We start from the raw sequence: 23653 nt of genomic DNA, 5'->3' as shown, positions 1-23653 counted from the left end.
TGCGGCACGAGTGCCCGGCCGACGCGCACACCGGAGGAGAGATCATGGCGGCACAGCTCGATACGCTGCTTCCCGAGGCTTGCGAACACGTGTGGCTCATGCCGCCCGTGCCCGGCGCCGTCTCGGCCGTACGCCGGAACGTGGGGGCGGTCCTCGCCGAGTGGGACGTGGCCCCGGAGATCGTCGAGGACTCCCTGCTCGTGGTGTCGGAACTGCTCACCAACGCGGTCGTGCACGCCCTGCCCCCGGCCATGCTGCGGCTGTCGTGGGACCGGGGCGACGGGTTCGGCACCCTGCACGTGGAGGTCTCCGACGCGGGGCCCGTGCTTCCGAGGCAGTCGCGGGTGGGTTTCGACCCGGACGAGCACGGCCGGGGCGAGGAGATCGTGCACGCCCTGGCAACGCGTCACGGCCTACGGGTCCATCCGGGTGGGTTCACGCGGTGGGCCGATCTGGTCGCGGCCTGACAGGCCTGACAGCAGTCGCCGTCGCCCGGCCGGTCAGGCCGCGTCGGCGATCGGGGTCGAGGCGGCCGTACCGGGTGCCGTCGGCCCGGACACGGCCGGTCCGTCCGTCACGCGCCTGCGGAGCAGAAGCAGTGCGGCGTCGTCGTGCAGGCGGCCGCCCACATGCGCCAGCAGTTCGTCATGGAGCGCGCCGAGCGTGCGCGCAGGCTCGGCGCAGACGTGGCGGGCCACCCCTTCGGCGAGCGGGTAGAACTCGCGGGCGTGATCGCGGGCCTCGGTGACCCCGTCGGTGTAGAGCAGCAGTTGATCTCCCTCGGTGAAGGGCATGACCTGGAGGCAGGGGGTCTGGCCCGAGAAGGCGCGCAGGCCGAGGGGCGGGGCGGGATGGGCGGACTCCAGCGCCTCGACGCCTCCGGACGCGGATATCAGCAGCGGGGGCGCGTGTCCGCAGTTCACCACTTCCAGATGTCCGGCCCCCGGGTATCCCGCGACCACGGCGGTGACGAAGTCGTCGGGGCCGAGATTGCGTGCGAGGCTCCGTTCGATGCGGTCGACGACGGCCAGGAGGTCGGGCTCGTCGTGGGCGGCCTCGCGGAAGACGCCGAGCACCAGGGCGGCAGTCCCGACGGCCGGGAGCCCCTTTCCGCGCACGTCACCGACGATCAGCCTGACCCCGTGCGGTGTGGACACCAGGGCGTACAGGTCCCCGCCGATACGGGCCTCCGCCGCGGCGGCGCTGTAGCGAACGGCCACCTGGAAGGGACCGACGGTCTCCGGGACGGGGTGGAGCAGCGCGTGCTGTGCGGCCTCCGCGACCGAGCGGACGGCCGCGAGGACCCGTTCACGACGGCCGCGCAGCGCGCTGGCCAGGCCGCTGGCCGCGGTGACGGCCAGCAGGGCGGACAGGACGGCCGTCAACTCGGAGGCGGGGACCTCCTCCCTGGCACCCAGCACAGCGGCCAGCAGCGCGGCCAGGAGGCCCACGCAGCACACTCCGCGCGGTCCGTTGGTGGTGGCGGCGAGCGCGGGTCCGGCGGCCAGCAGCGGCAGCCAGATCATTCCCGCGCCTCCGGCGACGTCGATGAGTACGACGAGGGCGAGGACCAGCACCGGTATGCCGGCGGCCAGCTGACCTGCGGCACGCCGGTGGGCCGAGCCCCGGAGAGCGGTCACACGGGCGCGCGACAGCCGCGTCGGCCGGTGGTCGCCGCCATGGTCTCGGGCGTGGCTCATGTCTCGTCCGCAGTCCTCAGCTGTAGGGGGCACCTTCCCTGAATGCCCGTTTCATCCAGGAAAAGGGGGCGGGCCCGGCAGCCACAAGGAGCGGAATTTCAGATAGTGAGCGACAGGCTTCTGGTCACGCGGCTCGCGGTCGGGATCAGGCGTGCCCGGATCTCCGGGAGCCGGGCGTGCCGCTCGACCGGCAGGGAGACGCCGAGGGAGCCGATGACGTCCCCGCAGTAGACGGGCACGGCGACGCACACCGTGCCGAGCGTGTACTCCTCGAGGTCCGTGACGGCCGGTGCCAGCGGGGCGTCGTCGAGCCTTCGGAGCAGTTCCGGGGTACTGGTGATGGTCCGTGGCGTGAGATCGGCGAGGTGGTGCCGGGAGAGATAGTCCCGGCGGGAGTCGTCGTCCATCTCGCGCAGCACGGACTTGCCGAGTGCGGTGGCGTGGCCGGCGTCCTCGAAGCCCACCCAGAGGTCCACCCTCGGGGTCCGGGGGCCGTCGACGATCTCGGCGACCCTGATCTCGCCGTCCTCGTAGAAGGTGAGGTAGGTGGCGGTGGTCAGCTCGTCCCTGAGGGCGGCGAGGGTCGGGCGGATGCGGCTGAGCAGCGTCTGTGCCCGGCCGGACGAGTGCAGTGACTTCAGTTTGTCGCCGAGGACGAAGCAGCCGTCGTCCAGTTTGCGCACGTAACCGTCGTGGACGAGGGTGCGCAGCAGGTGGTAGGCGGTGGCCAGGGGCAGGCCCGTCTCGCGTGCCAGCTGCTTCGCCGGCGCGCCGTTCTCGTGCGCGCTCGCCGCCTCCAGCAGGCGCAGGGCCCGCTGCACGGACGTGATGAGCGTCGGACCGCCGTCAGCGACCATAGGAACAGCGTGCGCCGGGCACACGGCACCCGGCAAGACCGGGGCTCGGCGGCGCGCCGGCCCACGTCAGATCCGGTGCCCCTGATCGGACAGCCACCGGTGGACGCTCTCCTTGTCCGCCGGGGTGATGCGGGCGGGCCCCGCCACGTCCGGGCCCTCGTCCTCGTTGAAACCGGTGTCCGTGATCCGGGCGGTCACCCACAGGGCCAGATCCCGCGCCGCCTCCGCCGGCAGGGCGCCGCTCTCCCAGCCCTCACGGGCCATGCGGCCGGCCTCGGCGTCATGGCGTTCCGTCTCCCGCAGCCAGACGGGCACGAGCCGCTCGACCACCTGCCGGTCGGCCCGCGACGAGACCTGCTGTCGCTCGTGTGCGCTCATGGCATCCGAGTTCCCTCGGCCCGCCGGCGATACCGCGACCGGAGCGGGCGATCGGCGTTCCGCACACCGGGCGGGTCGCTCAGCGCCGGGGACGTGGCCGGTGGGCGGACCACGCAGGTACGGCGCAGGTACTCGTGGCCCCGACCACCGCCGTGGAGCGGACCGCGCACAGCCCGCACGCAGGCGCTCGCGGCCCCGGATCGCTGCCGGTGAGCGGTGGACGACCCACGGCCGGCGCGGACACCCGCGCCCCGATCACCGCCGGAGGGCAGACCGCCCACGGCCGGCACGCGGATACCCGCGGCCCTCGCCCACTGCCTATGGCCCCCACCGTCGGCACGCCGGTACCGGCAGCCGTCGCGTGCGACCCCGACCACAGCCGACGAGCAGACCCCACATGGACGGCCGGCACAGACACCCCGCCCCCGGTCACCGCGCGGATGCGGTCAGCACCGTCCGGCAGTCCAGCCAGGCCGCAGCGCTCAGCAGGTTCTGGAGGCGGGTGAACAAGGTGAGGAGTTCGGGGCCCCACTGGGTGCGGAAGGCCGGGTCGAGGTGGGCGAGGTCCAGTTCGTTCGCGGCCGTCAGTTCGGCGAAGTCCCGCCGCAGCCTGGGTTCCGGGACGTGGGAACGGCCGGTGAAGCGGTCGTGGAAGAGGCCGTCGGGCCGGTCGAGGTGCGGGTAGGTGGCCGGGCGGTCGCAGGAGGCGTACAGGTGGACGATCGCCTCGGCCTCGGCGCCGATCACCGCCGCGAGGTCGGCACGGCGGTCCACGGGCAGCAGCCCGGTGGGGAAGCCGTCGGTGCCGTAGAACGCGTGGCAGAGTCCGGCGAACCGAAGCGCGGGGCGGGCCCCCCACGCGGTGAGCCGGGCCTGGACGCGCCGCAGGTGCGCCAGGAGCGTGCCGCCCGGGTGCGGGAGGTCCTCGGCGCCGAGTTCGCGCAGCAGGGCGACGGCCCCTTCGACGGCACCGGCGGGGATGTTCGGGTCCATGGCTCGGTCCTCTCGGGTCACGGGACGATGCCCGGGCGGAACTTCGGGACGCGTACGGTGATCTTCGTGCCGGCGCCGACGCCGGTCTCGATGACGAGGCCGTGGTCGTCGCCGTACACCTGGCGCAGCCGCAGGTCCACGTTGCTCAGGCCGATCCCGGCGGACGGCCCGCCCCGGCCGCGCAGGAGGTCGCGCAGCCGCTGCGGGTCCATGCCGACGCCGTTGTCCTCGATGACGACCCGGGCCTCGGTGCCCTCGTCCTCCGCGACGATCGTGATGCGGCCGCGGTCCACGGACTCCTCCAGACCGTGTTTGAGCGCGTTCTCGACGAGGGGTTGCAGACAGAGGAACGGCAGGGTGACCGGCAGCACCTCGGGGGCGATGCGCAGGGTGACCTCCAGGCGTCTTCCGAAGCGGGCGCGGGCGAGTTCGAGGTACTGCTCGATGGAGCGCAGCTCCTCCGCCAGGGTGGTGAAGTCGCCGCCGCGGCGGAAGGAGTAGCGGGTGAAGTCGGCGAATTCCAGGAGGAGTTCTCGGGCCCGCTCGGGGTCGGTGCGGACGAACGAGGCGATGCTCGCCAGGGAGTTGTAGATGAAGTGCGGGGAGATCTGGGCGCGCAGGGCCCGGATCTCGGCCTCGATCACCCCGGAGCGGGCCCGGTCCAGTTCGGCGAGTTCGAGCTGTACGGAGACCCAGCGGGCCACCTCGGCGGCGGCCCGGACCATGACGGCGGACTCCTCGTCGCCGAACACGGCGAGGGTGCCGGGGGCGCGGCCGTCGACGCCGAGCGGTGCCACGACTCCCCAGCGGACCGGGCAGGTGTCGTTGCCGCAGGACAGGGCGAAGGTCTGGGTGCGGCCGGTGCGCAGCGCGTGGGCGAGCCGCGCCTCGGCCTCGTCGCGGTGGTGGTCGCCGACGCCGTCCCAGGCGAGCACGGACTCCTCGTCGGTGAGGGCGAGGGCGACCGTGCCGAGCAGGGGGCGCAGTCGCCGGGCCGCCTTGCGGGCGGTGTCGGGGGTGAGGCCCGCGCGCAGCGGCGGTGCGGCGAGCGAGGCCGTGTGCAGGGTGTGGAAGGTGGCCCGTTCGACGGGGGTGCCGGGACCTGCCGGGTTCTCCTGCTGCCGGCGGGCGCCGGCGTGGCCGAGCACGGCGCCGAGGGCGAACAGCGCGAGCCCGGCGAGGGCCAGAACGACGGTGCCGAGCGCGGTCATACGGCCGGTTCCGGGCCGGTGTCGGGCAGGCCGGACCGGCCGGTCGGCGTCTCGGGCAGATGGAGCCGGGCCATGGTGGCGGCGGCGCTCGCGGGTACGCGGTCGCGGGTGGCCAGGGAGATCAGCACCATCGCGGCGAATCCGACCGGTACGGACCAGACGGCGGGCCAGGCCAGCAGGGTGTGCAGCCAGCCGGAGCGGGCCCCGCCGCCGATGGTCACCGTCACCGCGGTGAGCGCCGAGCCGCCGCCGAGGAGCAGTCCGGCGACGGCGCCGGGCGGGGTGAGGCCGCGCCACCAGATGCCGAGGACGAGGAGCGGGCAGAACGAGGACGCGGACACCGCGAAGGCGAGACCGACCGCGTCGGCCACGGGCAGGTCGCTGACGAAGGTGTTGGCTGCGGTGGGCACGGCGATCGCCGGCAGCGTCGCCAGCCGGAAGTGCCGGATGCCGAGGGTCGGCAGCACGTCCTGGGCGAGCACGCCGGCGACGGACATGGTGAGTCCGGACACGGTGGACAGGAACGCCGCGCAGGCGCCGCCCGCGACGAGGGCGCCGAGCAGGTCGCCGCCGACTCCGCCGATCAGCCGCTGCGGCAGGACCAGGACCGCGGCGTCGGTGTCACCGGTCAACAGCAGGTCCGGTGCGTAGAGCCGGCCCAGCACGCCGTAGAGCGGGATCAGCAGGTAGAAGGCGCCGAGCAGGCCGAGTACGGCGACGGTGGTGCGGCGGGCGGCTCGGCCGTCGGGGTTGGTGTAGAAGCGCACGACGACGTGCGGGAGGCCCATGGTGCCGAGGAAGGTGGCGAGGATCAACCCGTAGGTGGCGTACAGGCTGTGCTGTTCGCGGTCGGCCGACAGCGGGTTGGCCCAGCTCGACAGGGCCGCGTGACCGCCTCGCCGGTCGGGCAGGGGCACGCGGGCGCCGGGCGGGAAGCCGAGGGTGGTGTCGGGCCCGATCCGGTGGGTGCCCGCGCCGAGGGTGAGCGGCCCGCCGTCCAGGGGCTGTCCGTCGACGGTTCCGGTCACGGTGACACGTACCGGCTCGGGGACGGCGAGGGTGAGCGGGCTGTCGGTGCGCACCTGGGTGGAGCGCTGGAAGACGGGCCGTTCGTCCCAGACCGGGGCGGGGGTGTGGTCCGCGCGCCAGGCGAGCAGCAGGAACACGGCGGGCACCAGCAGGGCGGTGAGTTTCAGCCAGTACTGGAACGCCTGGACGAAGGTGATGCTGCGCATGCCTCCGGCGGCCACCGCCACGGTCACCACCCCGGCGACGACCAGCCCGCCGAACCAGCCGGGCGCGCCGGTGAGCAGCCGGAGGGTCAGTCCGGCGCCGCGCAGCTGGGGCAGCAGGTAGAGCCAGCCCACGCCGACGACGAGCACGCTCGCGATCCGCCGGACGGCCCGGGACTCCAGGCGTGCCTCGGCGAAGTCCGGCAGGGTGTAGGCGCCGGAGCGGCGCAGCGGGGCGGCGACGAAGGCCAGCAGGACCAGGAAGCCGGCGGTGTAGCCGATGGGGAACCACAGCATGTCGGCGCCCTGGGCGAGGACGAGTCCGGCGACGCCGAGGAAGGACGCGGCGGAGAGGTACTCGCCGCTGACGGCAAACGCGTTGAGCCGCGGCGGGACGCTGCGCGAGGCGACGTAGAAGTCGGAGGTGGTCCGGGAGATGCGCAGGCCCAGCGCGCCGACGAGCACCGTGGCGAGGACCACGGCCGAGACACCGGCGATTCCGTACGTCTGGTTCAACGCGCGGTCACGTCGCCCTCGTTGCGCTCGGCACGGCGCACGTACCAGACTCCCGCGCACAGCAGGGCCGGATAGGGCGCCACGCCCAGCACGAGCCAGACGGCGAACGGGACGCTCGGCCAGGTACCGGCGAGCGGCAGCACCCGCAGCAGCACGGGGAGCAGGCCCAGCGAGGCGGCCAGCACTGCGGTCGCCCTGAGACCGGCTCTCATCTGACGGCGCATCAACGCGGTGACGACGGTGTCGTCGGCCGGGGCGGCGGGGCCGCGCTCGGGTGCGCTCACCGGGCGGGGCAGTGGGCGGCGGGCGGCGTGGTCGGTGCGGGGCCGTCCGGTGACCACCTCTCTGCGAGGGACGGATTCCGCACCCATGACGCACTCCCCGACGCCGCGGTGATCACCTTCGTTGCGGCGAGTGTACGCAGCGCGTCAGCGGTGAGGTAGACGCCGGACGAGGTTCGGCACACGTCCGCCACAGTCAGGCGTCGCCCGCGCGGTCACCGTGTCGCACGCACCGCTTTCTGGGCGTGCCGGGCCAGCAGATCGCGCAGCTCCCGGGCGTTGCGGCGGCTCACGGCGAGGATCCGGTCGCCGATCCTGACGGTCAGGTTGCCGCCCTCCAGACGCAGCTCCTCGATGCGGCCGAGGGCCACGAGACGGCTGCGGTGGATGCGCACGAACCCGCGGGGGCGCCACTGCTCCTCCAGCGTGGACAGCGGGATCCGCACCAGGTGGCTGGCCTGCGGGGTGTGCAGGCGGGCGTAGTCGCCCTGCGCCTCGACGTCGGTGATGTCGGCGATGGGCACGAACCGTGTCACCCCGCCGAGTTCGACGGGGACGTGGTCGCCGAGCGCGCTGGCCGGGCCCTGTCCGGCGCGGGTCAGCTCCGCGACGCGCCGTACGGCCTCCGCGAAGCGCTCCTTGCGCAGCGGCTTGAGCAGGTAGTCCACGGCCTTGAGGTCGAACGCCCGGAGCGCGAAGTCCTCGTGGGCGGTGACGAAGACGATGAGCGGTGGGGCGGTGAAGCCGGCGAGCAGCTGGGCGAGTTCGAGGCCGTTCAGCCGGGGCATGTTGATGTCGAGGAAGACGACGTCGAGGGCGTCGGGGCCGTCGGGCCCGGTCTCCCTGGCCCGTTCGAGCCTGCGCAGTGCCTCGGTGGCGTCCAGGGCGGGCACGACGGTGCCGACCCGGGGGTCCTCGCCCAGCAGGTACAGCAGCTCCGCGAGGGCGGGTTCCTCGTCGTCCACCGCAAGTGCGCGCAACATCGCCCGCCTCTCCTCGTCTCCGTTTCCGTACGGCCACCGACATCCTTGTGAGCAGCATCCTCGGCCCGGGGGCGGCCCCCGTCGAGATGTCGCTCAGTCCGGCAGCCTCATCCGTACCGTCTCCCCCGGCCCGACCCGGACCACCCGGTCCGGCAGCCGGATGTCGATGGGGTCGCTGCCCGCGGACGACGGCATGGCGGTCTTCAGGAGGCCGGAGCGCAGGCGCAGCTGGACGCCCCAGTGGCCCCGGTAGCGCAACGAGAAGCCGTAGGACGAGAGTTCCGGGAGGTGTACGGGGTCGAGCCAGAGCATGCCGTCGCGGGTCTCCAGTCCGGTGAGGCAGCGCTGGACGAGGTCGAGGGTGCCGGCCATGGCGCCGAGGTGGATGCCCTCGCCGGTGGTGCCGCCCTGCACGTCGGCGATGTCGCCGCGCAGGGCCTCCTGGACGAAGCCCCAGGCGTCGGTGCGGCGGGCGCGGGCCAGGATCCAGCCGTGGACCACGCCGCTGAGGGTGGAGCCGTGCGTGGTGCGGTGCAGGTAGTGGTCGACCGTCGCCGACCATGTGTCCTCGTCGAGGCGGTGCCCCAACTGGGCGAACAGGTCGCGCAGTTCGGCGGGTGAGAACAGGTAGCCGAGCATCAGGACGTCGGCCTGTTTGGACGCCTTGTAGCGGTTGACGGTGTCGCCCTCCGCCTCCAGGATCCGGTCCAGGCGCCGGATGTCGCCGTAGTGCGCGCGGTAGCCGTACCAGTCCAGCTCGGCGAGGTCGCCGTAGCCGTCGAACTGGCTGACCACGCCGTCGTGGAAAGGCACGTGGAGGGTGCGCGAGACCTCCTCCCAGCGGGCGAGTTCGTCCTCCTCGAGGCCGGTGCGCTCGACGAGTTCGCGGCGGCGCGGCTCGGGCAGGGTGCGCAGCAGGTCCAGGGTGCGGGTGAGCACCCAGGCGGCGGTGACGTTGGTGTACGCGTTGTCGTCCAGTCCGGGTTCGGGCGCGTCGGGGTAGGCGTCGTGGTACTCGTCGGGGCCGACCACGCCGCGGATGCGGTGCCGGCCGAGGTGCTCGTCGTAGGTGGCCGAGTCGCCCCACAGGCGGGCGATCAGGAGCAGCATCTCGGCGCCCTCGGTGTGCAGGAAGTCGGTGTCGCCGCTGGACTCGCAGTACTGCCACACGTTGTATGCCACCGCCGAGCCGACGTGCCGCTGCAGCCGGGAGTGGTCGGGCAGCCAGTGGCCCGAGCGTGGGTTGACGTGCAGTTCCTGGGTTTCCTCGCGGCCGTCGCTGCCGCTCTGCCACGGGTACAGGGCGCCGCGCAGTCCGGCCTCGCCGGCGGCGTGGCAGGCCGCGTCCAGGCGGCGGTGGCGGTAGTGGAGCAGGGCACGGGAGACCTCGGGCAGATGGAGGTTGAGGTAGGGCAGCACGAACAGCTCGTCCCAGAAGACGTGCCCCCGGTACGCCTCACCGTGCAGCCCGCGCGCGGGCACGCCCACGTCGAGGTCGGCGGTGTGCGGGGAGAGGGTCTGCAGCACGTGGAAGAGGTGCAGGCGCAGGATGCGGCCCGGGTCGCCGGGGACGTCGAGTTCGGCCCGCCGCCACAACTGCTCCCAGGCCGTGGAGTGCGAGGTCAGCAGATCGTCGAAAGGCGGCGCCGCGGTGACCCGGTCGAGGGCCGCGCACAGCGGGTCGCTGATGGCGGGGTCGTGGGAGGTGTGCAGGGCGACGGTCTTGTCGACGGTGACGGTACGTCCGGGTGTCAGGGACAGCCACAGGCGCTGTACGGCCCGCCCCGCCTCGTGGGCGTCCGTCACGGGGACGTCGGTGGCCAGCCGGGAGGCGAGCCCGACGGCGACGTCGGAGGTACGGGTACGGCAGCGCAGCCACATGGTGCCGGGGATGGCGCCGCCCGTCTCGAGATGGGTGAGGTGGCGGCCGTCCAGGTCCCGGTAGCGGGCCACCCCGGAGTTGGTGACGGTTCCGTCGAGCGCGGCCTCGACGTCCAGCTCGACGGTGAGGCCCTCGGCGGTGAAGTCGGTGCGCAGGGCGGCGAGGTGCGGCTCGGCCATGTGGACGAGGCGGAGCTGCCGGACGAGCAGCGTGCCGTCGTCGCCGAGCCGGTAGCGGGTACGGCGCTCCAGCACGCCGGGGTCCAGGTGGAGGGCCAGGTGGTGCTCGCTCACCGGGGCGGTGTCGGGGGTGAGCCAGTCCAGCCCCGCGGGGCGGAAGCGCAGCGGCAGCCAGTTGGGGAGGTTGACCATGTCCTCGTTCTCGATGCGCCGTCCGGCGATCTCGGAGGTGAGCCGGTTGTAGCAGCCCGCCACGTAGGTACCCGGGTAGTGCACGGCGTCGGCGGCACACTCGGGCAGCGCCCCGCGGGTGGCGAAGCGTCCGTTGCCCACGGTGCACAGGGACTCCCGCAGGCGCTCCTCGGCGGGGTCGTAGCCGTCGTACTCCCAGAGCAGACCCGTCGGCGCGGCGGGCCCCCTCGGCGCGTCCCGGTTCGTCATCCCTCGGACAGCAGCCGGGTGAGGATCCGGTCCGGGGTGAGCGGCAGCTCGCGGAAGCGGATCCCGGTGGCGTGGTGGACGGCGTTGCCGAGGGCGGCGGCGGTGCCGACGATGCCGATCTCGCCGATGCCCTTGCTGCCCATGGGGTTGAGATGCGGGTCGTCCTCCTCGATCCAGTCCGCCTCGATGTCGGGGACGTCGGCGTGCGCGGGCACGTGGTAGGAGGCGAGGTCGGCCTCGGGGAAGTCGCCGAAGGGGCGGTCCAGGGTGCTGCCCTCGGTCAGGGCCATGCCCAGGCCCATGGTCATGCCGCCGACGAACTGGGAGCGCGCGGTGCGGGCGTTGAGGATGCGTCCGGCCGCGTAGACGCCGAGCAGTCGGCGGACCCGGATCTCGCCGGTCACGGTGTCGACGGCGACCTCGGCGAAGTGGGCGCCGAAGGCGTGCCGGGCGTAGGGGCTGTCGGCGTCGGCCTGCCCGGTGGTGTCGGCGCGGGCGGTGAGCCCCTCGGCGGGCAGCGGGCCGGAGTGTGCGGCGAGGCGGGACGCGAGGTCGGTGCAGGCCTCGTGCACGGCCCAGCCCCAGGAGGCGGTGCCGGAGGAGCCGCCCGCCAGCGGGGCCGGGGGCAGGTCGCTGCGGCCCACCTCGGTGCGGACCCGGTCCAGGGGCGCGCCGAGCGCGTCGGCCGCCACCTGGGCGAGCACGGTACGGGCGCCGGTGCCGATGTCGGCCGCGTTCAGCCGGACGACGAAGGTGCCGTCGGGCAGCGCCTGCGCGGTGGCGGTGGACGGCGCGACCTGGACGGGGTAGGTCGCCGCGGCCACGCCGGTGCCGAGCAGCAGCGGGCCCTCGGCGCGGGTGCCCGGGCGCGGGTCGCGGGTGTCCCAGTCGAAGCGGCGGGCGCCCTCACGCAGGCAGGCGACGACGTTCCTGCTGCTGAACGGCTTGCCGCCGGCCGGCTCGTGCTCCGGTTCGTTGCGGATCCGCAGCTCGACGGGGTCCAGGCCGAGTGCGTCGGCGAGTTCGTCCATGGCGGACTCCAGCGCGTACATGCCGGGGGCCTCGCCGGGTGCGCGCATCCAGGACGGGCTCGGGACGTCCAGTGGCACCACCCGGTGGGTACTGCGCAGGTGTGGGGCGGCGTACATGACGCGGGCGGGCATCCCGGCCTGTTCCACGAACTCCCGGACGCGGGAGGTGTACGTGGTCACCTCGTGCAGCAGGGCGGTGAGCCGGCCCTCCCGCGTGGCGCCGAGGCGCACCCGGTTCAGGGTGGGGGCGCGGTGGCCGACGACGGTGGGCAGGAGGCGGCGGGGGTAGGCCAGGGTGACGGGCCGGCCGGTGCTGCGTGCGGCCATCGCGGCAAGGACGACGTCGGGGCGCGGGGTGCCCTTGGAGCCGAAGCCGCCGCCGACGTGCTCCGCGACGACCGTGATGTGGTCCTCGGGCAGCTCGAACAGCTCTGCGAGCACGGCGCGGACGGTCGTACCGCCCTGGCTGGAGTTGTACACCGTGAGCCGGTCGCCGTCCCAGGCCGCGGTGGTCGCGTGCGGCTCCATGGGGTGGTTGTGCAGCGGCGGGACCCGGTACTCGGTGTCCACCCGGACCCCGGCGGCCGCGAAGGCGCCTTCGGGGTCGCCGTGTTCGAACTGGGCCGGCTGGCCGAGGGCCTCTTCCGGCTCGTAGGCGTCAGGGTGGTCCGGGCGGAGGTCGACGTCGTGGTCCTGGGTGGCGTAGGTGACGCGGACCGCGCGGGCGGCGGCGCGGGCCGCCTCCGGGGTCTCGGCGACGGCCAGGGCGACGCACCAGCCGCGGTGCGGTACGCCCGGGTTCTGCAGGACGGCGAGGGTTCCGTCGTCCGACGCGGCGAGGCGGGGGGCGTCGGCGGGGGTGAGCACGGCGAGGACGCGGGGCAGGGCGAGGGCGGCGGCGGTGTCCACACCGGTGACCCGGCCACGGGCCACCGCCGCGGGCACGGGCCAGGCGTGGACCCGCCCGGGCAGGGGGTGCTCGGCGGCGTAGCGTGCGGCACCGCTGACCTTCAGCCGCCCCTCGCGACGTTCGGCGGGAGTACCCAGCACGGTGGCGCGGTGCGTGTCACCGCGGTGCGTGTCGCCCTTCTGACCGGCCCGGTCGCCCGGGGACGGCTCGGCGTGGTCGGCGGGCGGGCCGGTGCCTTCGGTGGAATCGCCGAACGGGAGACCGCCGCCGACCAGGGGATCGTCCGCCGGGAGCCCGGACCGCGCCATCGGATCGTCCGCCGGAAGACCGGACCGCGCCATCGGATCGTCCGGCGGCAGCCCGGTCCGTGCCATGGGGTCGTCTCCGTGCAGGCCACCGCGGCTCATCGGGTCCTCGTGGGACGGGCCTGTGTGGGGCATCGGGATCTCCTGGGGCGGGCGGTGTTCTCCTGGGGCGGCCCGTGGTCAGACCGTCGCAGGTGTCGGGGCGAGACGGTTCAGGACGTCCAGGGCGAGGTTGCGGGCAAGGGGCACCTTGTAGGCGTTGTCGCGCAGGGGCTCGGCGCGTTCGAGTTCGAGGGCGACGGCGCCTTCGAAGGCGGCGGGGGTCGCGGCGGCGCCCAGCAGGGCCGTCTCCGCGTGCCGGGCCCGCCAGGGCTTGTGGGCGAGGCCGCCGAAGGCCAGCCCCACCTGGGCCACGACCCCGTCCGCGACCCGGAGCACGACGGCCACAGAAGCCAGGGCGAAGGCGTACGACGCCCGGTCGCGGGCCTTGCGGTAGGCGGACGGAACCCCTGCTCCGGCGGCCGGGAGGAGCACGCCGGTGATCAGCTCGCCGGGGTGGATCTCGGTGTCCCGCTCAGGGTGCACGCCGGGCAGCCGGTGGAAGTCGGCGACCGGGATGCAGCGCCTGCCCTCGGTGCCGTACAGCTCGACGCGGGCGTCGAGGGCGGCCAGGGCCACGGCCATGTCGGAGGGGTTCGTCGCGATGCAGTGCGGTGAGTGGCCGAGGACGGCGTGGTCGCGGTGGACGCCGTCGCGGGCGCCGCAGCCGCTGCCGGGCTCCCGCTTGTTGCAGGGCTTGTCGAGGTCCTGGAAGTAGGGGCATCGGGTGCGCTGCAACAGGTTGCCGCCGGTCGTGGCCGCGTTGCGCAGCTGGCCCGAGGCGCCCGCGAGGAGCGCCTGGGACAGCACCGGGTAGCGGTCGTGGACCAGCGGATGGGCCGCGAGGTCGCTGTTGCGGACGGTGGCGCCGACGCGCAGAGCACCGTCGGGCAGTTCCTCGACCGTGTCCAGCGGGAGCCGGCCGACGTCGATGAGGACGGTGGGGCTCTCCACCCCGAGCTTCATCAGGTCGACCAGGTTCGTGCCGCCCGCGAGGTAGCGGGCGCCCGGATGGGCGGCGAAGGCCTCGGCGGCCTCCTCGACGCTGCCGGGCCTGAGGTATCCGAACTCCTTCACCGGATCACGTCCTCCACTGCCTCGACGATGCGCGGGTAGGCCCCGCAGCGGCACAGGTTGCCGCTGAGCCGCTCGCGGATCTCGGCCCGGTCCAGCGGCACGGGCCGTCCGGACGGGGCCGCGGGGTCGGTGACGTGGGAGGGATGACCGGCCGCGGCCTCGGCGAGCATGCCGACGGCGGAGCAGATCTGGCCCGGGGTGCAGTAGCCGCACTGGAAGGCGTCGCGGTCGAGGAAGGCCCGCTGGAGCGGGTGCGGCTCCTCGCCGTCGCCGCCCAGGCCCTCGACGGTGGTGACATCGCTGCCGTCGAGGGTGACGGCGAGCAGCAGGCAGCTGTTGAGGCGGCGCCCGTCGACCAGGACGGTACAGGCGCCGCACTGGCCGTGGTCGCAGCCCTTCTTGGACCCGGTCAGATCGAGGTCCTCGCGGAGCAGGTCCAGCAGGACCCGCCGGTGGTCGACGAGCAGGGTGTGGGGTTTCCCGTTCACCCGGAGGGTGATCTCCGAGTGCGGGCCGAGCCGGTTTTCGCTGGTCATGGCAGGGAGGGCCTTCCGGACGGGCCGTTGTGCCGTGCAGACCGCGTATCCAGGCTGCGGCGTCTCACACGTCTCAGTCGCCTCCGGTGGCCTCGCCCGTCCTGGTCATCCGGTCCGTGACGTCGGCGGTGTCCTTCGCGGGCGGGGCGGTGACCTTCGCCTCGGTGCCGTAGTCCGAGAAGCGCAGCACGGTCGTGCTCGTCACCTCGGTGTTCCCGTGTCCCGGGGTCCGCTGCCTGAGCGGGTGCAGGGCGAGCCGTACGCTCTCCTGCCGCAGCCGGCCCCGTTCGTCCAGCCACAGGTCGACCGGGAGCGAGGACTTCCCGAGCTGCCGTGTCAGTTCCCGCTCCTGCCCTGCGTTGCCCCGGGTCAGCGCGGACACGGGCACCGCCGCCCGGTAGTGGGTCGTGGGGGTGCCGTCGAGGGTCTGGGCGCCGACGCGGGTGACGTTCCGCGAGCCGACGTCCTTGAGGTAGCGCACGGGCTCGGCGGGGTCGCTCACCTGGGACTGTCCGGCCGAGCCGTTCCGGTTCAGCCGGGCGAGGTCGATTTTCATCCAGCTCTTGCCGTCCGGGACGGCCCCGCGCCGGGCGCCGGACGGTTTCTGGTAGACGATCCCGTCGACGATCCGCTGCTCGATCGTGGTGCCCTGCGAGGTCAGCTTCAGCCGGCTGGCACCGCCCTTGAGGTCGGCGACCCCGCTGCCGTGCCCGGTGAGGGCCTGCCCGTCGGCGACGACCCTGCTGGTGACGGTCATCCTCGCGGTGCCGGCGGCCACGGTCCGGCGGTAGGCGTCGTGGACGGCGCGGGCGGGCGGGGGCGCGCTCGGCCGGGCCTGCGCGTCCCCGCCCTTTCCGGTGCCGTCCTCGCTGCCGCAGCCGGTGAGTCCGGCGGCGAGGACGACGACGGCCACGGCGCTTCCGATCTGGGCTTTCGACACGGTGGGGTCTCCTGGCAAGTCGGGTCGCTTCGGGCGTACTTGACCCGGACCCGGTTTCCCCGTCCCGTGCGGCTCACGCCCGCCGGATCACGGGTAGCGGACGAGATTCGCCACGTTCGTGCCGGAGTTGGAGGGTCCTCCCGCGTTGTTGACGACATGGCTGATGGTGCCGGTCCCGCCGAGGGAGACGGTCACCATGCTGGTGAAGCGGACATCGGGGTTGTTCGGCGCCTCGATGGCGTGGGCCGCCGTGACGGCCGGGTTGACGTTGAAGTAGCAGTAGCTGCCGAGGCCGTAGGCCTGGTGGTCGGTGACGGAGTCGGCGACCCTGTAGGCGGCGTAGCCCTGGGTGGAGCCGTTCATCCAGGCGGACTGGTTCGGCGGGTCGTAGGGCATCTCGTTCTGGAAGAAGTAGGTGCGGCCGCCGTTGCCGTTCCAGAGCACCTGGTACTTCTGGAAGTGCTCGACGAACAGCCCGTACATCGTCACGTCGTCGCCGTTGACGACGAGGCCGGTGTCGGCGGTGTTGCTGGTCCAGCCGACTCCGCTGCCGTGGTCGGCGCGCCATATCCACATGTGGTCGCCGATGACGTTGTCGCTGTTGACGACGAGGCTGGTGGCCGCCTTGCCGACGCCCGCGCCGCCGATGCGGAAGTAGACGTCGTGCAGGGAGGTCGGGTCGGCCGCGTGGGAGGCGCCGGAGCCGGCCGGCCCGACCTCGACGAGGGTCTTCGAGCCGGTGGTGCCGGCGTCGAAGAGCAGGCCCGCGATCTTGACGCCGTCCACGTCGGCGACGGTCATGGCGGTGATGCCGTTGTCCGGGACGAAGGTGGCGAGCCCGAGGCCGAGGACGACCGTGTCGGGGCGGGTCACCTTCAGGGTCTGGTCGAGGTGGTAGACACCGGGAGTGACCAGCAGGTTCTGTCCGGAGGCGAGCGCCGCGTCGATCTGTGCCGCGGTGGCGCCGGGCTTGACGACGTAGAACTGGCTCAGCGGCAGCGAGGTGCCGGCCGGGCTGCCGCTCGCCCAGCTGGTGGCCGTGGAGTCGGTACGGGTGGACGGCACGAACACCTGGTACTTCCCGGAGCCGTCGACGTACAGGAACGGCTTCTCCCGGGTGACCGGGCTCTGGGCGACGGTGGTGTGCGGCGGGTTGGGGAAGCTGGTGCCCGGGACGCCCTGGCTGCCGACGAAGACCATGTTCCAGTTCGAGCCGGTCCAGCTGCCCAGCTGGGAGTTGCGGGTCAGCCACTGCTGCTGGCTGCCCGAGTCGACCTTTCCGTCGATCTTGCTGTCGGCGAGGTAGCCGCCGGAGGACCAGCCGCCGTCGTCGAGGGCGAGGTTGCCGCGCAGGTGCATGCGCCGGTACGGCGCCGCCTGCGAGACCGCCCAGCGGTCGCCGCCGTTCTTGGGGGTGACCGACAGGTTCTCGGCGCCGCGCCAGAAGTTCTGGGTCGCGTTGCCCTGGAACCAGTCGGCCTCCGCGTGCACCGCTCCGTTCACGTTGACGGCGTCCGGGGTCAGGCCGAGGCCGAGGACCTGCGTGTAGAAGCCGACGTTGACGTCGGCGCTGTAGGTGCCGGGCTTGAACAGGACGGCGTAGCGCTGGGAGCCGAACTGGTTGGTCTCCTGCTGTTTGAAGATCGAGTCCAGCCTGCCCTGGATGGTGGCGGAGGACATCGACGGGTCGAACAGGACCACGTTGGGACCGAGGTCCGGGTCGTCGGAGTTCTGGGACACCGGGGTCACCTGGAAGCGCTGGGCGGCGGTGCCGTTGCAGGTGTACTGGACGAACTGCACGCTGTCGGCGGTGGATGCGGCGGGGTCGTCGAGGCACTTGCCGCTGTTTCGGTTGACGAAGTGGTATGCGCCGCCGCCGTCGTCGACGGGAAGCCACTGCTGGTTGGCACCGCCGCCGTAACTCCACAGGTGGACCTGGGCGTTGTCGGCGGTGGAGACGTCGGAGACGTCCACGACCTGGTTGGTGTCGTTGCGGTTGTCGATGCGGACGTAGCCGTCGCTCGTGGCGGTGAAGCGCCACTGCTGGGCCGTGGTGTTGTTGCACGTGTACTGCTGTACGGCGGTGCCGTTGGCGGTGGCGGCCGCGCGGGCGTCCAGGCACTTCCCGCTCGCGGCGTCGACGACGGTGGCGAAGCCGGTGGGCAGGGCGGCGGCCCGGGCGGGCGAGGGAGCGGCGGTCAGCAGGGACGCTGCCGCCGCGGTGACCAGCGCGGCCGCGGTGGGGCCGCGGCGGCGGGAGAGGCGAGGCACGGAGATCTCCTGGTGGACGAGGTCAGCCGGTGTAGCCGGCGAAGACGCGGGTGTAGTCCCAGTTGGACTGGGATACGCCGGAGCAGCTGTCGGCGGGGCCGCCGGTGCACGGGCGGTCGCGGTTGGCGGACCAGAAGGTGAGCCGGGCCAGGTGGTGCGCCTGCGCGTAGGCCAGGATGGTCCGGAAGTCGTTCACCGTGACGGTCTCGTTGTTGTCGGTGATGCCGTTCATGGACGAGACGCCCATGTCCCGGTAGGCCTGGTCGTCGCTGTAGTGGTAGGCGTTCTTCAGCGCGTTCTTCAGACCCTCGGCCGCCTGCGTGGTGAGGTTGCCCATGTTCTGTCCGGCGCCGCCGAAGTCGAAGGGCATGATCGCCCAGGCGTCGACCGTCAGTCCGGAGGAGGAGGCCCGGTTGATGAGGCTGGTGTCGGGGCCGCTCTGCCCGGTGCCGATGGTGATGTACACCTTCAGGCCGGGGTTGTCGGCCTTGACGGTCTTGAGCGCGTCGACGGTGCGTTGCTGCACGGTGGGGTTGCTGTAGGCGTCGGCCTCGATGTCGATGTCGATCGCCTTCAGGCCGTAGGCGCTCACGACCTTCTGGTAGGCGGCGGCGAGTTCGCCCGCGCTGGAGCAGGAACTCTCGAGCTTGTTGCCGCTGTAGCCGCCGAAGGACGGGATGACGTCACCGCCGTTGGCCCGCACGGTGTTGACCGTCTGCTGGTCGACGCCGCCGGTCAGCGGGCGGCTGCCGTCCCACTGGGGGTTGCAGTGGCCGTTGCTGAGCACGAAGGCGAGCGTGAACCACTTCACGCCGGTGGCCTGGGTGATGGTGGTCGGACTCGGCGGGCTGCCCCAGCCGTTGTAGAGGTACGGCGCCACGGCCATCGGCGCGGAGGTGCCGCCGCCGCTGTCCGCCGCCGGCGCGTTCCACTTCTGGTTGGCGCCGCCGCTGCAGCTCCATATCTGGGCCCGGGTGCCGTTGACCGGGTTGTTGTCGGTGACGTCCAGGCACTTGTCCGCCTGGGGGTTGACGATGTCGTGGGCCGCGGTGACGGTCCACTTCTGGTTGGCGCCGCCGGTACAGGACCACAGCTGTGCCTTGGCGCCGTCGGCGGTCGAGTTCCCGGTGACGTCCAGGCACTTGCCGAGGGCGCGTACGGTGCCGTCGCTGCCGACCGTCCACTGCTGGGCGGCGGTGCCGTTGCAGTCGTAGAGCTGTACGGGTGTGCCGTCGGCGGAGTTGGCCCCGGCGACGTCGAGGCACTTTCCGGCGAGGCCGGTGATGGTGCCGGTGGCGGCCTGGGCCGGGGTGGCGGTGAGCAGGCCGGAGGCGAGGGACAGGGCGGCGAGCGAGACGAACGCGGGGACAGGTCTGGCCATGTGCGGGACGGCCTTTCGCGTGGGGGGAGGCCGGACCCGGGCCCAACACCGAAGTGACGCCTGGGCGTTGAGTGGATCCGGAGCCTTTGTTTAAGGCGTGAAGTTAAAGGTCCGGACCACTGGCGTCAAGGGGGGGCGGGCCTTGCCGTCGAACCGGCCTCGGGACCCCGCTGCCGACAGCAGCGCCCTTCGACCGCTCCAGGCTCGGGAAGAGGCATGAGCCGAGGGCCGCCCGGGTGATTGTTCTGACGACCGGTCCACCGGAAAACGCCTCGTCCCGGCGAGTCGCCATACTGACCCAATGCGGATGCAGCAGAAGATTCCCGCCTTGATCCACCAAACCTGGAAAGACTCGGACGTACCCCCGGAATGGGAGGCGTGGGCCGACTCCTGGCGCCGGCGCCATCCTGGCTGGGGGTACCGTCTGTGGACCGACGCGGACAATCGCGCATTCCTCCAGGAGCACTATCCGTGGTTCCTGCCCGTCTACGACGGCTATCCAGAAGCGATCATGCGGGCCGACGCGATCCGCTATTTCCTGCTCGACCATTTCGGCGGGCTCTACGCCGATCTGGACTTCGAGTGCCTCCGCCCCGTCGACGACATCCTTGACGGGCGCGAACTCGTCCTCGGTTGCGAACCGGAGGCGCACACACGGCTGCTGCTGGCCCGCCGGAGCGGATTCGGCCGCATCGTCGGCAACGCGTTCATCGCGTCACGGCCGGGCCACCCCTTCTGGGCGCACGTGCACCAACAGTTGGTGGGCTCCCACAAGTCGCCCAGCGCGCTGGACGCCACAGGCCCCTTCTTTCTCACCAGAGCGGTCGACAGCGTCCCGGATCCCGCCTCGATCACGGTCCTCGGTCCGGAGGTCCTCTACCCCGAGGTGAGCCCGTACGCGGCAGAACTGTTCGGCCCTCAGAAGGCCGACTACGAACGCGCCTACGCCGTGCACCACTGGTCCGGCAGCTGGGTGGCGGACACCCCCGCGGGCCCACGGACCTCCGTCGGCAGACGGTTCCCGTTCTGGACGAGCCAGGAGATGCACCCCCTCGCCGACGGCATGCTCAGCCTTGACGCGCAGCGCCGCCGCTGGGCCTCGGGCGCACCCGCGCCGACGGTGTCGTGCCTGATGGTGACCAAGGACCGCTCGTCGACGGCCCGTCGCGCGATCAGGTGCTTCCGCGCGCAGACCTACCCGAACCTGGAACTGGTCGTCGTCGAGGACGGTACGGACGACGCCCTCGAACGGCACATCCGCGAGCAGGGAGACCCACGGATCCGCCATCATCGACTCCCCCCTGAGGGGCGGCCGTTGGGCGAGCTGCGCAACGAGGCGGTGGACCGGGCGACCGCGCCCTACGTATGCCAGTGGGACGACGACGACCTGTACGACCCGGAGCGGGTCGAGACACAGATGGCGGCGATTCTCGCGCTGGGCGTCGACGCCTGCTTCCTCGCCCGGGAACGGCTGTGGTGGCCCGGTCGGCGCAAGCTCGCGATCTCCTGCGCGCGCGTCTGGGAGGGGTCGATGGTGTGCGCCAAGGACCGGCTGCCGCGCTACCCGGCACTGCGTCGGGGTGAGGACACGCCGGTGGCGGAAGGGGTGGTCCGCAGCTGCCGGGTGGTGTCGGTCGACGCGCCCGAGCTGTACACCTATGTGTGTCACGGCAGCAACACGTTCGACGAGGCCCATTTTGCGGAGCACTTCGACGTGGCGACCGAGATCTGGGCCGAACCCGGCGCCTACGCCGAGCGACTGCAGGCCATGGCGACCCGACTGCCGATCGAGCCGAAGGACACCGCCCACGCCGAGACGGGCCCCGCCGCCGCCCTGGCCTGCGTCCAGGGACCACAGACGGCCGTGGAGCCGGCCCCGGGCCCGGCGAGCGAGCGGCCACGGGTGCTGGTGCTCACCCCCGTCAAGGACGCGGCCCCATTCCTGCCCCGTTATCTGGAGAGTCTTCGCGCCCTGGACTACCCGCGGGAGGCGATCTCCCTGGGCCTGCTGGAGGGCGACAGCAGGGACACGACACGAGAACTGCTCCAACAGGTCCTGCCCGGCCTCGAAGCGGAGTACCGGCGGGTCACCCTGGTGCACCGCGACTTCGGCCTGCAGTTGGAGGGCCCCCGTTGGGAGACGGGCGTTCAGCGCCGACGCCGGTCGGTGCTGGCCAGGGCCCGCAACCATCTGCTCTCCCGGGCCCTTGCCGACGAGGAGTGGGTGCTGTGGCTCGACGTCGACGTCACCGACCGTCCGGCCGATCTGATCCAGCGTCTCCTCGGAGCGCGCAAGGACATCGTCGTCCCGCACTGTGCCACCACGGCGGGCGGACCCACGTACGACCTCAACACGTTCGTCCTTCACCGCAGGGCCGGCACGCTCAACTGGTCCCAATGGCTTCGCGACGGCATCCTGCAGCCCCCCAAGGGGTTCGGCCGGACCTACCTCGACGAGCTGCGCGGACAGGGGCTGGTCCGCGTCGACTCCGTGGGTGGCACGGCACTGCTGGTTCGCGCCGACCTCCACCGTGACGGCCTGGCCTTCCCGTGCTTCCCGTACCAGCAGCTCATCGAGACCGAGGGCCTGGCCGCGATGGCACGGGACATGGGCACCGCCTGCTGGGCCCTGCCCGACCTCGAAGTGCTGCATCCGCACCACGTCCCGGATCCGGCGGGCGTCGGGGCCACCGCCCCGTCCTGACCGGCCCGGCCGGAGCACCCACTTGGCCGACTACCCGACGGATCCAGCACATGGAGTAATCGTTTTGACGCGGAAAGTAAGCAAATCCTACGGTGGCGGCACTGCCCCGGTCGCGGAACGTACCGGCCTTGCGGGGCAGCTCCCTACCCTCGACAGAGAGGTCCCACCGTGAAAGCCCGTGTCATATCCTCGCTGGCTCTTCCCGCCGCACTGGCGACCGCCGGACTGCTGAACGGCGCGGAGGCGGCCTACGCCGCGGCCCTCGCTTCGGACTCGCTCCCCACGTCGGCGACACACGCCGACCAGGCGACAGGCGACGTCGCGGTCATCTCCGGGTCCGAGCACCCCTGCACGCCCATCGGCAACATGACCATCACCGACTACGTCCACTGCTGCACGCCCATCGGCAACATGACCATCACCGGCTACCACCACTGCTGCACACCCGTCGCCAACCTCACGTTCTGCGACTACGGGCACCACGGGCACCAGTACCCCTTCGACATCTACCCCTTCGAGGGCTAGGAGCGGCGACGGCGCTCCACCACGAGCGGGTGATCCGGCGGGTCCACTGCGACACGGCCCTCCAGCAGGGCCCGAGGGGGGCTGCCGGCACCCGGCAACGCGGAATCCTGGCCACCCACTAAAGCGAAAGACGGCGCATGCCCCAGAGCTCCGATCCCATGGTTTCGGTGGTCATCCCGTGCCACGACTACGCCCGCTATCTGCCCGAGGCGGTGTCCAGCGTCCTTGCCCAGACGTTCGAGGACTGGGAACTGGTCGTCGTCGACGACGGCAGCACCGACGACACCGCCGAGGTGACCGAGGGCCTGATCGCCCGGCACCCCGACCGGCGCATCAGACTGCTCCAACAGGCCAATGCCGGGGTCTCCGCCGCGCGCAACACCGGAATCGAGGCCGCCGCCGGCCGCTACATCCTTCCCCTGGACGCCGACGACATGATCGCGCCCACGATGCTGGAGAAGACCGTCGCGGTGCTCGACAGCGATCCCGAGGTCGCCATCGCCTCTACCGACGTGTTCACGTTCACCGACGACGATCTGCCCCCACAGGTGATGCCTCTACCCGCCTACAGCAGAGAACTGCTGCTCCAGCGACTGATCATGTTCTACTGCTCGCTGTACCGCCGTGAAGCGTGGCAGTCCGTGGGCGGGTACGACGAGAACATGCGCGCCGGAGAGGACTGGGACTTCTGGGTCGGCTGTGCCGAGCACGGCTTCGATGCGTACCACATCCATGAGCCGCTGTTCGGGGCGCGCAACAAGGACACCGGACTGCATCTGGAGGCCGCCGAGAACGACCTGGCCATCCGGGCCCGGATCGTGGCCAACCACCCGGACCTGTTCAAGCCGATCACCCGCGGCTGGGCACACGCCGTGCTGAGCCAGGACGCGGAGGCCTGCCTGCGGGACGAGAACGTGCCCGACGACATCCTCACCCGGGCCGCCGAGATGGACCAGTTCCTCGCCGCGGTCATGGCCCTGCAGAGGACCACGCGGGTGCAGTACTACCACATCCGGCGCCTGGAGAAGGCGCTGGCCGCTCACAGCGGAACCGCCGACCCGCCCGGTCGGGGAAGGGAAGAGGCGCCGACGGCATCCGCCGTGTGACGGGGTGGGGGGGAGAGGCGCTTCCCCGCCCCCCCGTCCTTCCGGGCCCCGTGCAACACCGGCATGTGGGCAAGACGAACGTTCGCCACAGCAGTTGGCGCCGGATCCACCGACG

At 72.4% G+C, this 23653-nt stretch carries 19 protein-coding genes; 4 read left to right on the top strand and 15 right to left on the bottom strand.

The features are described 5' to 3' along the window. Positions 1–44 precede the first annotated feature (44 nt). Positions 45–467, top strand: a complete 423-nt coding sequence (locus AC07CM_RS18410) for an ATP-binding protein (RefSeq protein WP_478877437.1) — start codon at positions 45–47, stop codon at positions 465–467. 33 nt (positions 468–500) lie between these two features. Here AC07CM_RS18410 and AC07CM_RS18405 read toward each other — a convergent pair whose 3' ends face one another. The 15 genes from AC07CM_RS18405 to AC07CM_RS18335 form a co-directional block, all read right to left on the bottom strand. Beyond that, positions 501–1700 (bottom strand): PP2C family protein-serine/threonine phosphatase, encoded by a 1200-nt coding sequence (locus AC07CM_RS18405; RefSeq protein ID WP_478877436.1) that lies wholly within the window; start codon positions 1698–1700, stop codon positions 501–503. A 98-nt stretch (positions 1701–1798) separates the two neighbouring features. Next, positions 1799–2557 (bottom strand): IclR family transcriptional regulator, encoded by a 759-nt coding sequence (locus AC07CM_RS18400; protein WP_478877435.1) that lies wholly within the window; start codon positions 2555–2557, stop codon positions 1799–1801. A 66-nt stretch (positions 2558–2623) separates the two neighbouring features. Next, on the bottom strand, positions 2624–2935 hold the full coding sequence (locus AC07CM_RS18395; protein WP_478877434.1) for a hypothetical protein: 312 nt from the start codon (positions 2933–2935) through the stop codon (positions 2624–2626). Positions 2936–3364: 429 nt separating this feature from the next. Next, positions 3365–3928, bottom strand: coding sequence for a DUF6817 domain-containing protein (locus tag AC07CM_RS18390; protein WP_478877433.1), 564 nt, complete (start codon positions 3926–3928; stop codon positions 3365–3367). Between the two features lie 17 nt (positions 3929–3945). Then, positions 3946–5139, bottom strand: a complete 1194-nt coding sequence (locus AC07CM_RS18385) for a sensor histidine kinase (RefSeq protein WP_478877432.1) — start codon at positions 5137–5139, stop codon at positions 3946–3948. Further along, complete coding sequence (locus AC07CM_RS18380) at positions 5136–6887, bottom strand: sodium/solute symporter (protein WP_478877431.1); 1752 nt, start codon at positions 6885–6887, stop codon at positions 5136–5138. Before AC07CM_RS18380 ends, AC07CM_RS18385 begins: the two co-directional genes overlap by 4 nt. After that, positions 6884–7258, bottom strand: a complete 375-nt coding sequence (locus AC07CM_RS18375) for a hypothetical protein (RefSeq protein ID WP_478877430.1) — start codon at positions 7256–7258, stop codon at positions 6884–6886. Before AC07CM_RS18375 ends, AC07CM_RS18380 begins: the two co-directional genes overlap by 4 nt. 125 nt (positions 7259–7383) lie before the next feature. Beyond that, positions 7384–8151: a LytR/AlgR family response regulator transcription factor gene (locus AC07CM_RS18370; protein ID WP_478877429.1), complete on the bottom strand. Its 768-nt coding sequence runs from the start codon at positions 8149–8151 to the stop codon at positions 7384–7386. A gap of 93 nt (positions 8152–8244) precedes the next feature. Continuing rightward, on the bottom strand, positions 8245–10653 hold the full coding sequence (locus tag AC07CM_RS18365) for a glycoside hydrolase family 65 protein (RefSeq protein WP_478877428.1): 2409 nt from the start codon (positions 10651–10653) through the stop codon (positions 8245–8247). Beyond that, positions 10650–13034 (bottom strand): xanthine dehydrogenase family protein molybdopterin-binding subunit, encoded by a 2385-nt coding sequence (locus AC07CM_RS18360; RefSeq protein WP_478877427.1) that lies wholly within the window; start codon positions 13032–13034, stop codon positions 10650–10652. Before AC07CM_RS18360 ends, AC07CM_RS18365 begins: the two co-directional genes overlap by 4 nt. A 45-nt stretch (positions 13035–13079) precedes the next feature. After that, complete coding sequence (locus AC07CM_RS18355; protein ID WP_478877426.1) at positions 13080–14075, bottom strand: FAD binding domain-containing protein; 996 nt, start codon at positions 14073–14075, stop codon at positions 13080–13082. Further along, positions 14072–14611 (bottom strand): (2Fe-2S)-binding protein, encoded by a 540-nt coding sequence (locus AC07CM_RS18350; protein ID WP_478877425.1) that lies wholly within the window; start codon positions 14609–14611, stop codon positions 14072–14074. The genes AC07CM_RS18355 and AC07CM_RS18350 overlap by 4 nt, the downstream gene beginning before the upstream one ends. Before the next feature lie 73 nt (positions 14612–14684). Continuing rightward, positions 14685–15551: an SCO4651 family lipoprotein gene (locus AC07CM_RS18345; protein ID WP_478877424.1), complete on the bottom strand. Its 867-nt coding sequence runs from the start codon at positions 15549–15551 to the stop codon at positions 14685–14687. Positions 15552–15638: 87 nt separating this feature from the next. Continuing rightward, on the bottom strand, positions 15639–17822 hold the full coding sequence (locus tag AC07CM_RS18340) for an RICIN domain-containing protein (protein ID WP_478877423.1): 2184 nt from the start codon (positions 17820–17822) through the stop codon (positions 15639–15641). A gap of 22 nt (positions 17823–17844) precedes the next feature. Continuing rightward, entirely contained in the window at positions 17845–19203 is a 1359-nt protein-coding gene (locus AC07CM_RS18335) for a lectin (protein ID WP_478877422.1), read from the bottom strand. Between the two features lie 301 nt (positions 19204–19504). On the opposite strand from AC07CM_RS18335, the gene AC07CM_RS18330 reads away from it, so the two are divergent. The 3 genes from AC07CM_RS18330 to AC07CM_RS18320 all read left to right on the top strand — a co-directional run bounded on the left by AC07CM_RS18330 (position 19505) and on the right by AC07CM_RS18320 (position 23538). Next, positions 19505–21907 carry a glycosyltransferase gene (locus AC07CM_RS18330; protein WP_478877421.1) on the top strand — a complete coding sequence of 801 codons (2403 nt, stop codon included), beginning with the start codon at positions 19505–19507 and terminating at the stop codon, positions 21905–21907. A gap of 168 nt (positions 21908–22075) precedes the next feature. Continuing rightward, on the top strand, positions 22076–22432 hold the full coding sequence (locus tag AC07CM_RS18325; RefSeq protein ID WP_478877420.1) for a hypothetical protein: 357 nt from the start codon (positions 22076–22078) through the stop codon (positions 22430–22432). Positions 22433–22569: 137 nt separating this feature from the next. Next, a complete protein-coding gene (locus AC07CM_RS18320) occupies positions 22570–23538 on the top strand; it encodes a glycosyltransferase family 2 protein (RefSeq protein ID WP_478877419.1) in 969 nt (322 codons plus the stop codon). Positions 23539–23653: the final 115 nt, after the last annotated feature.

Source organism: Streptomyces sp. NPDC044061 (assembly GCF_056434305.1).
The sequence above is the reverse complement of the archived record's forward strand: the minus strand, read 5'-3'. Positions and strand labels throughout refer to the sequence as shown.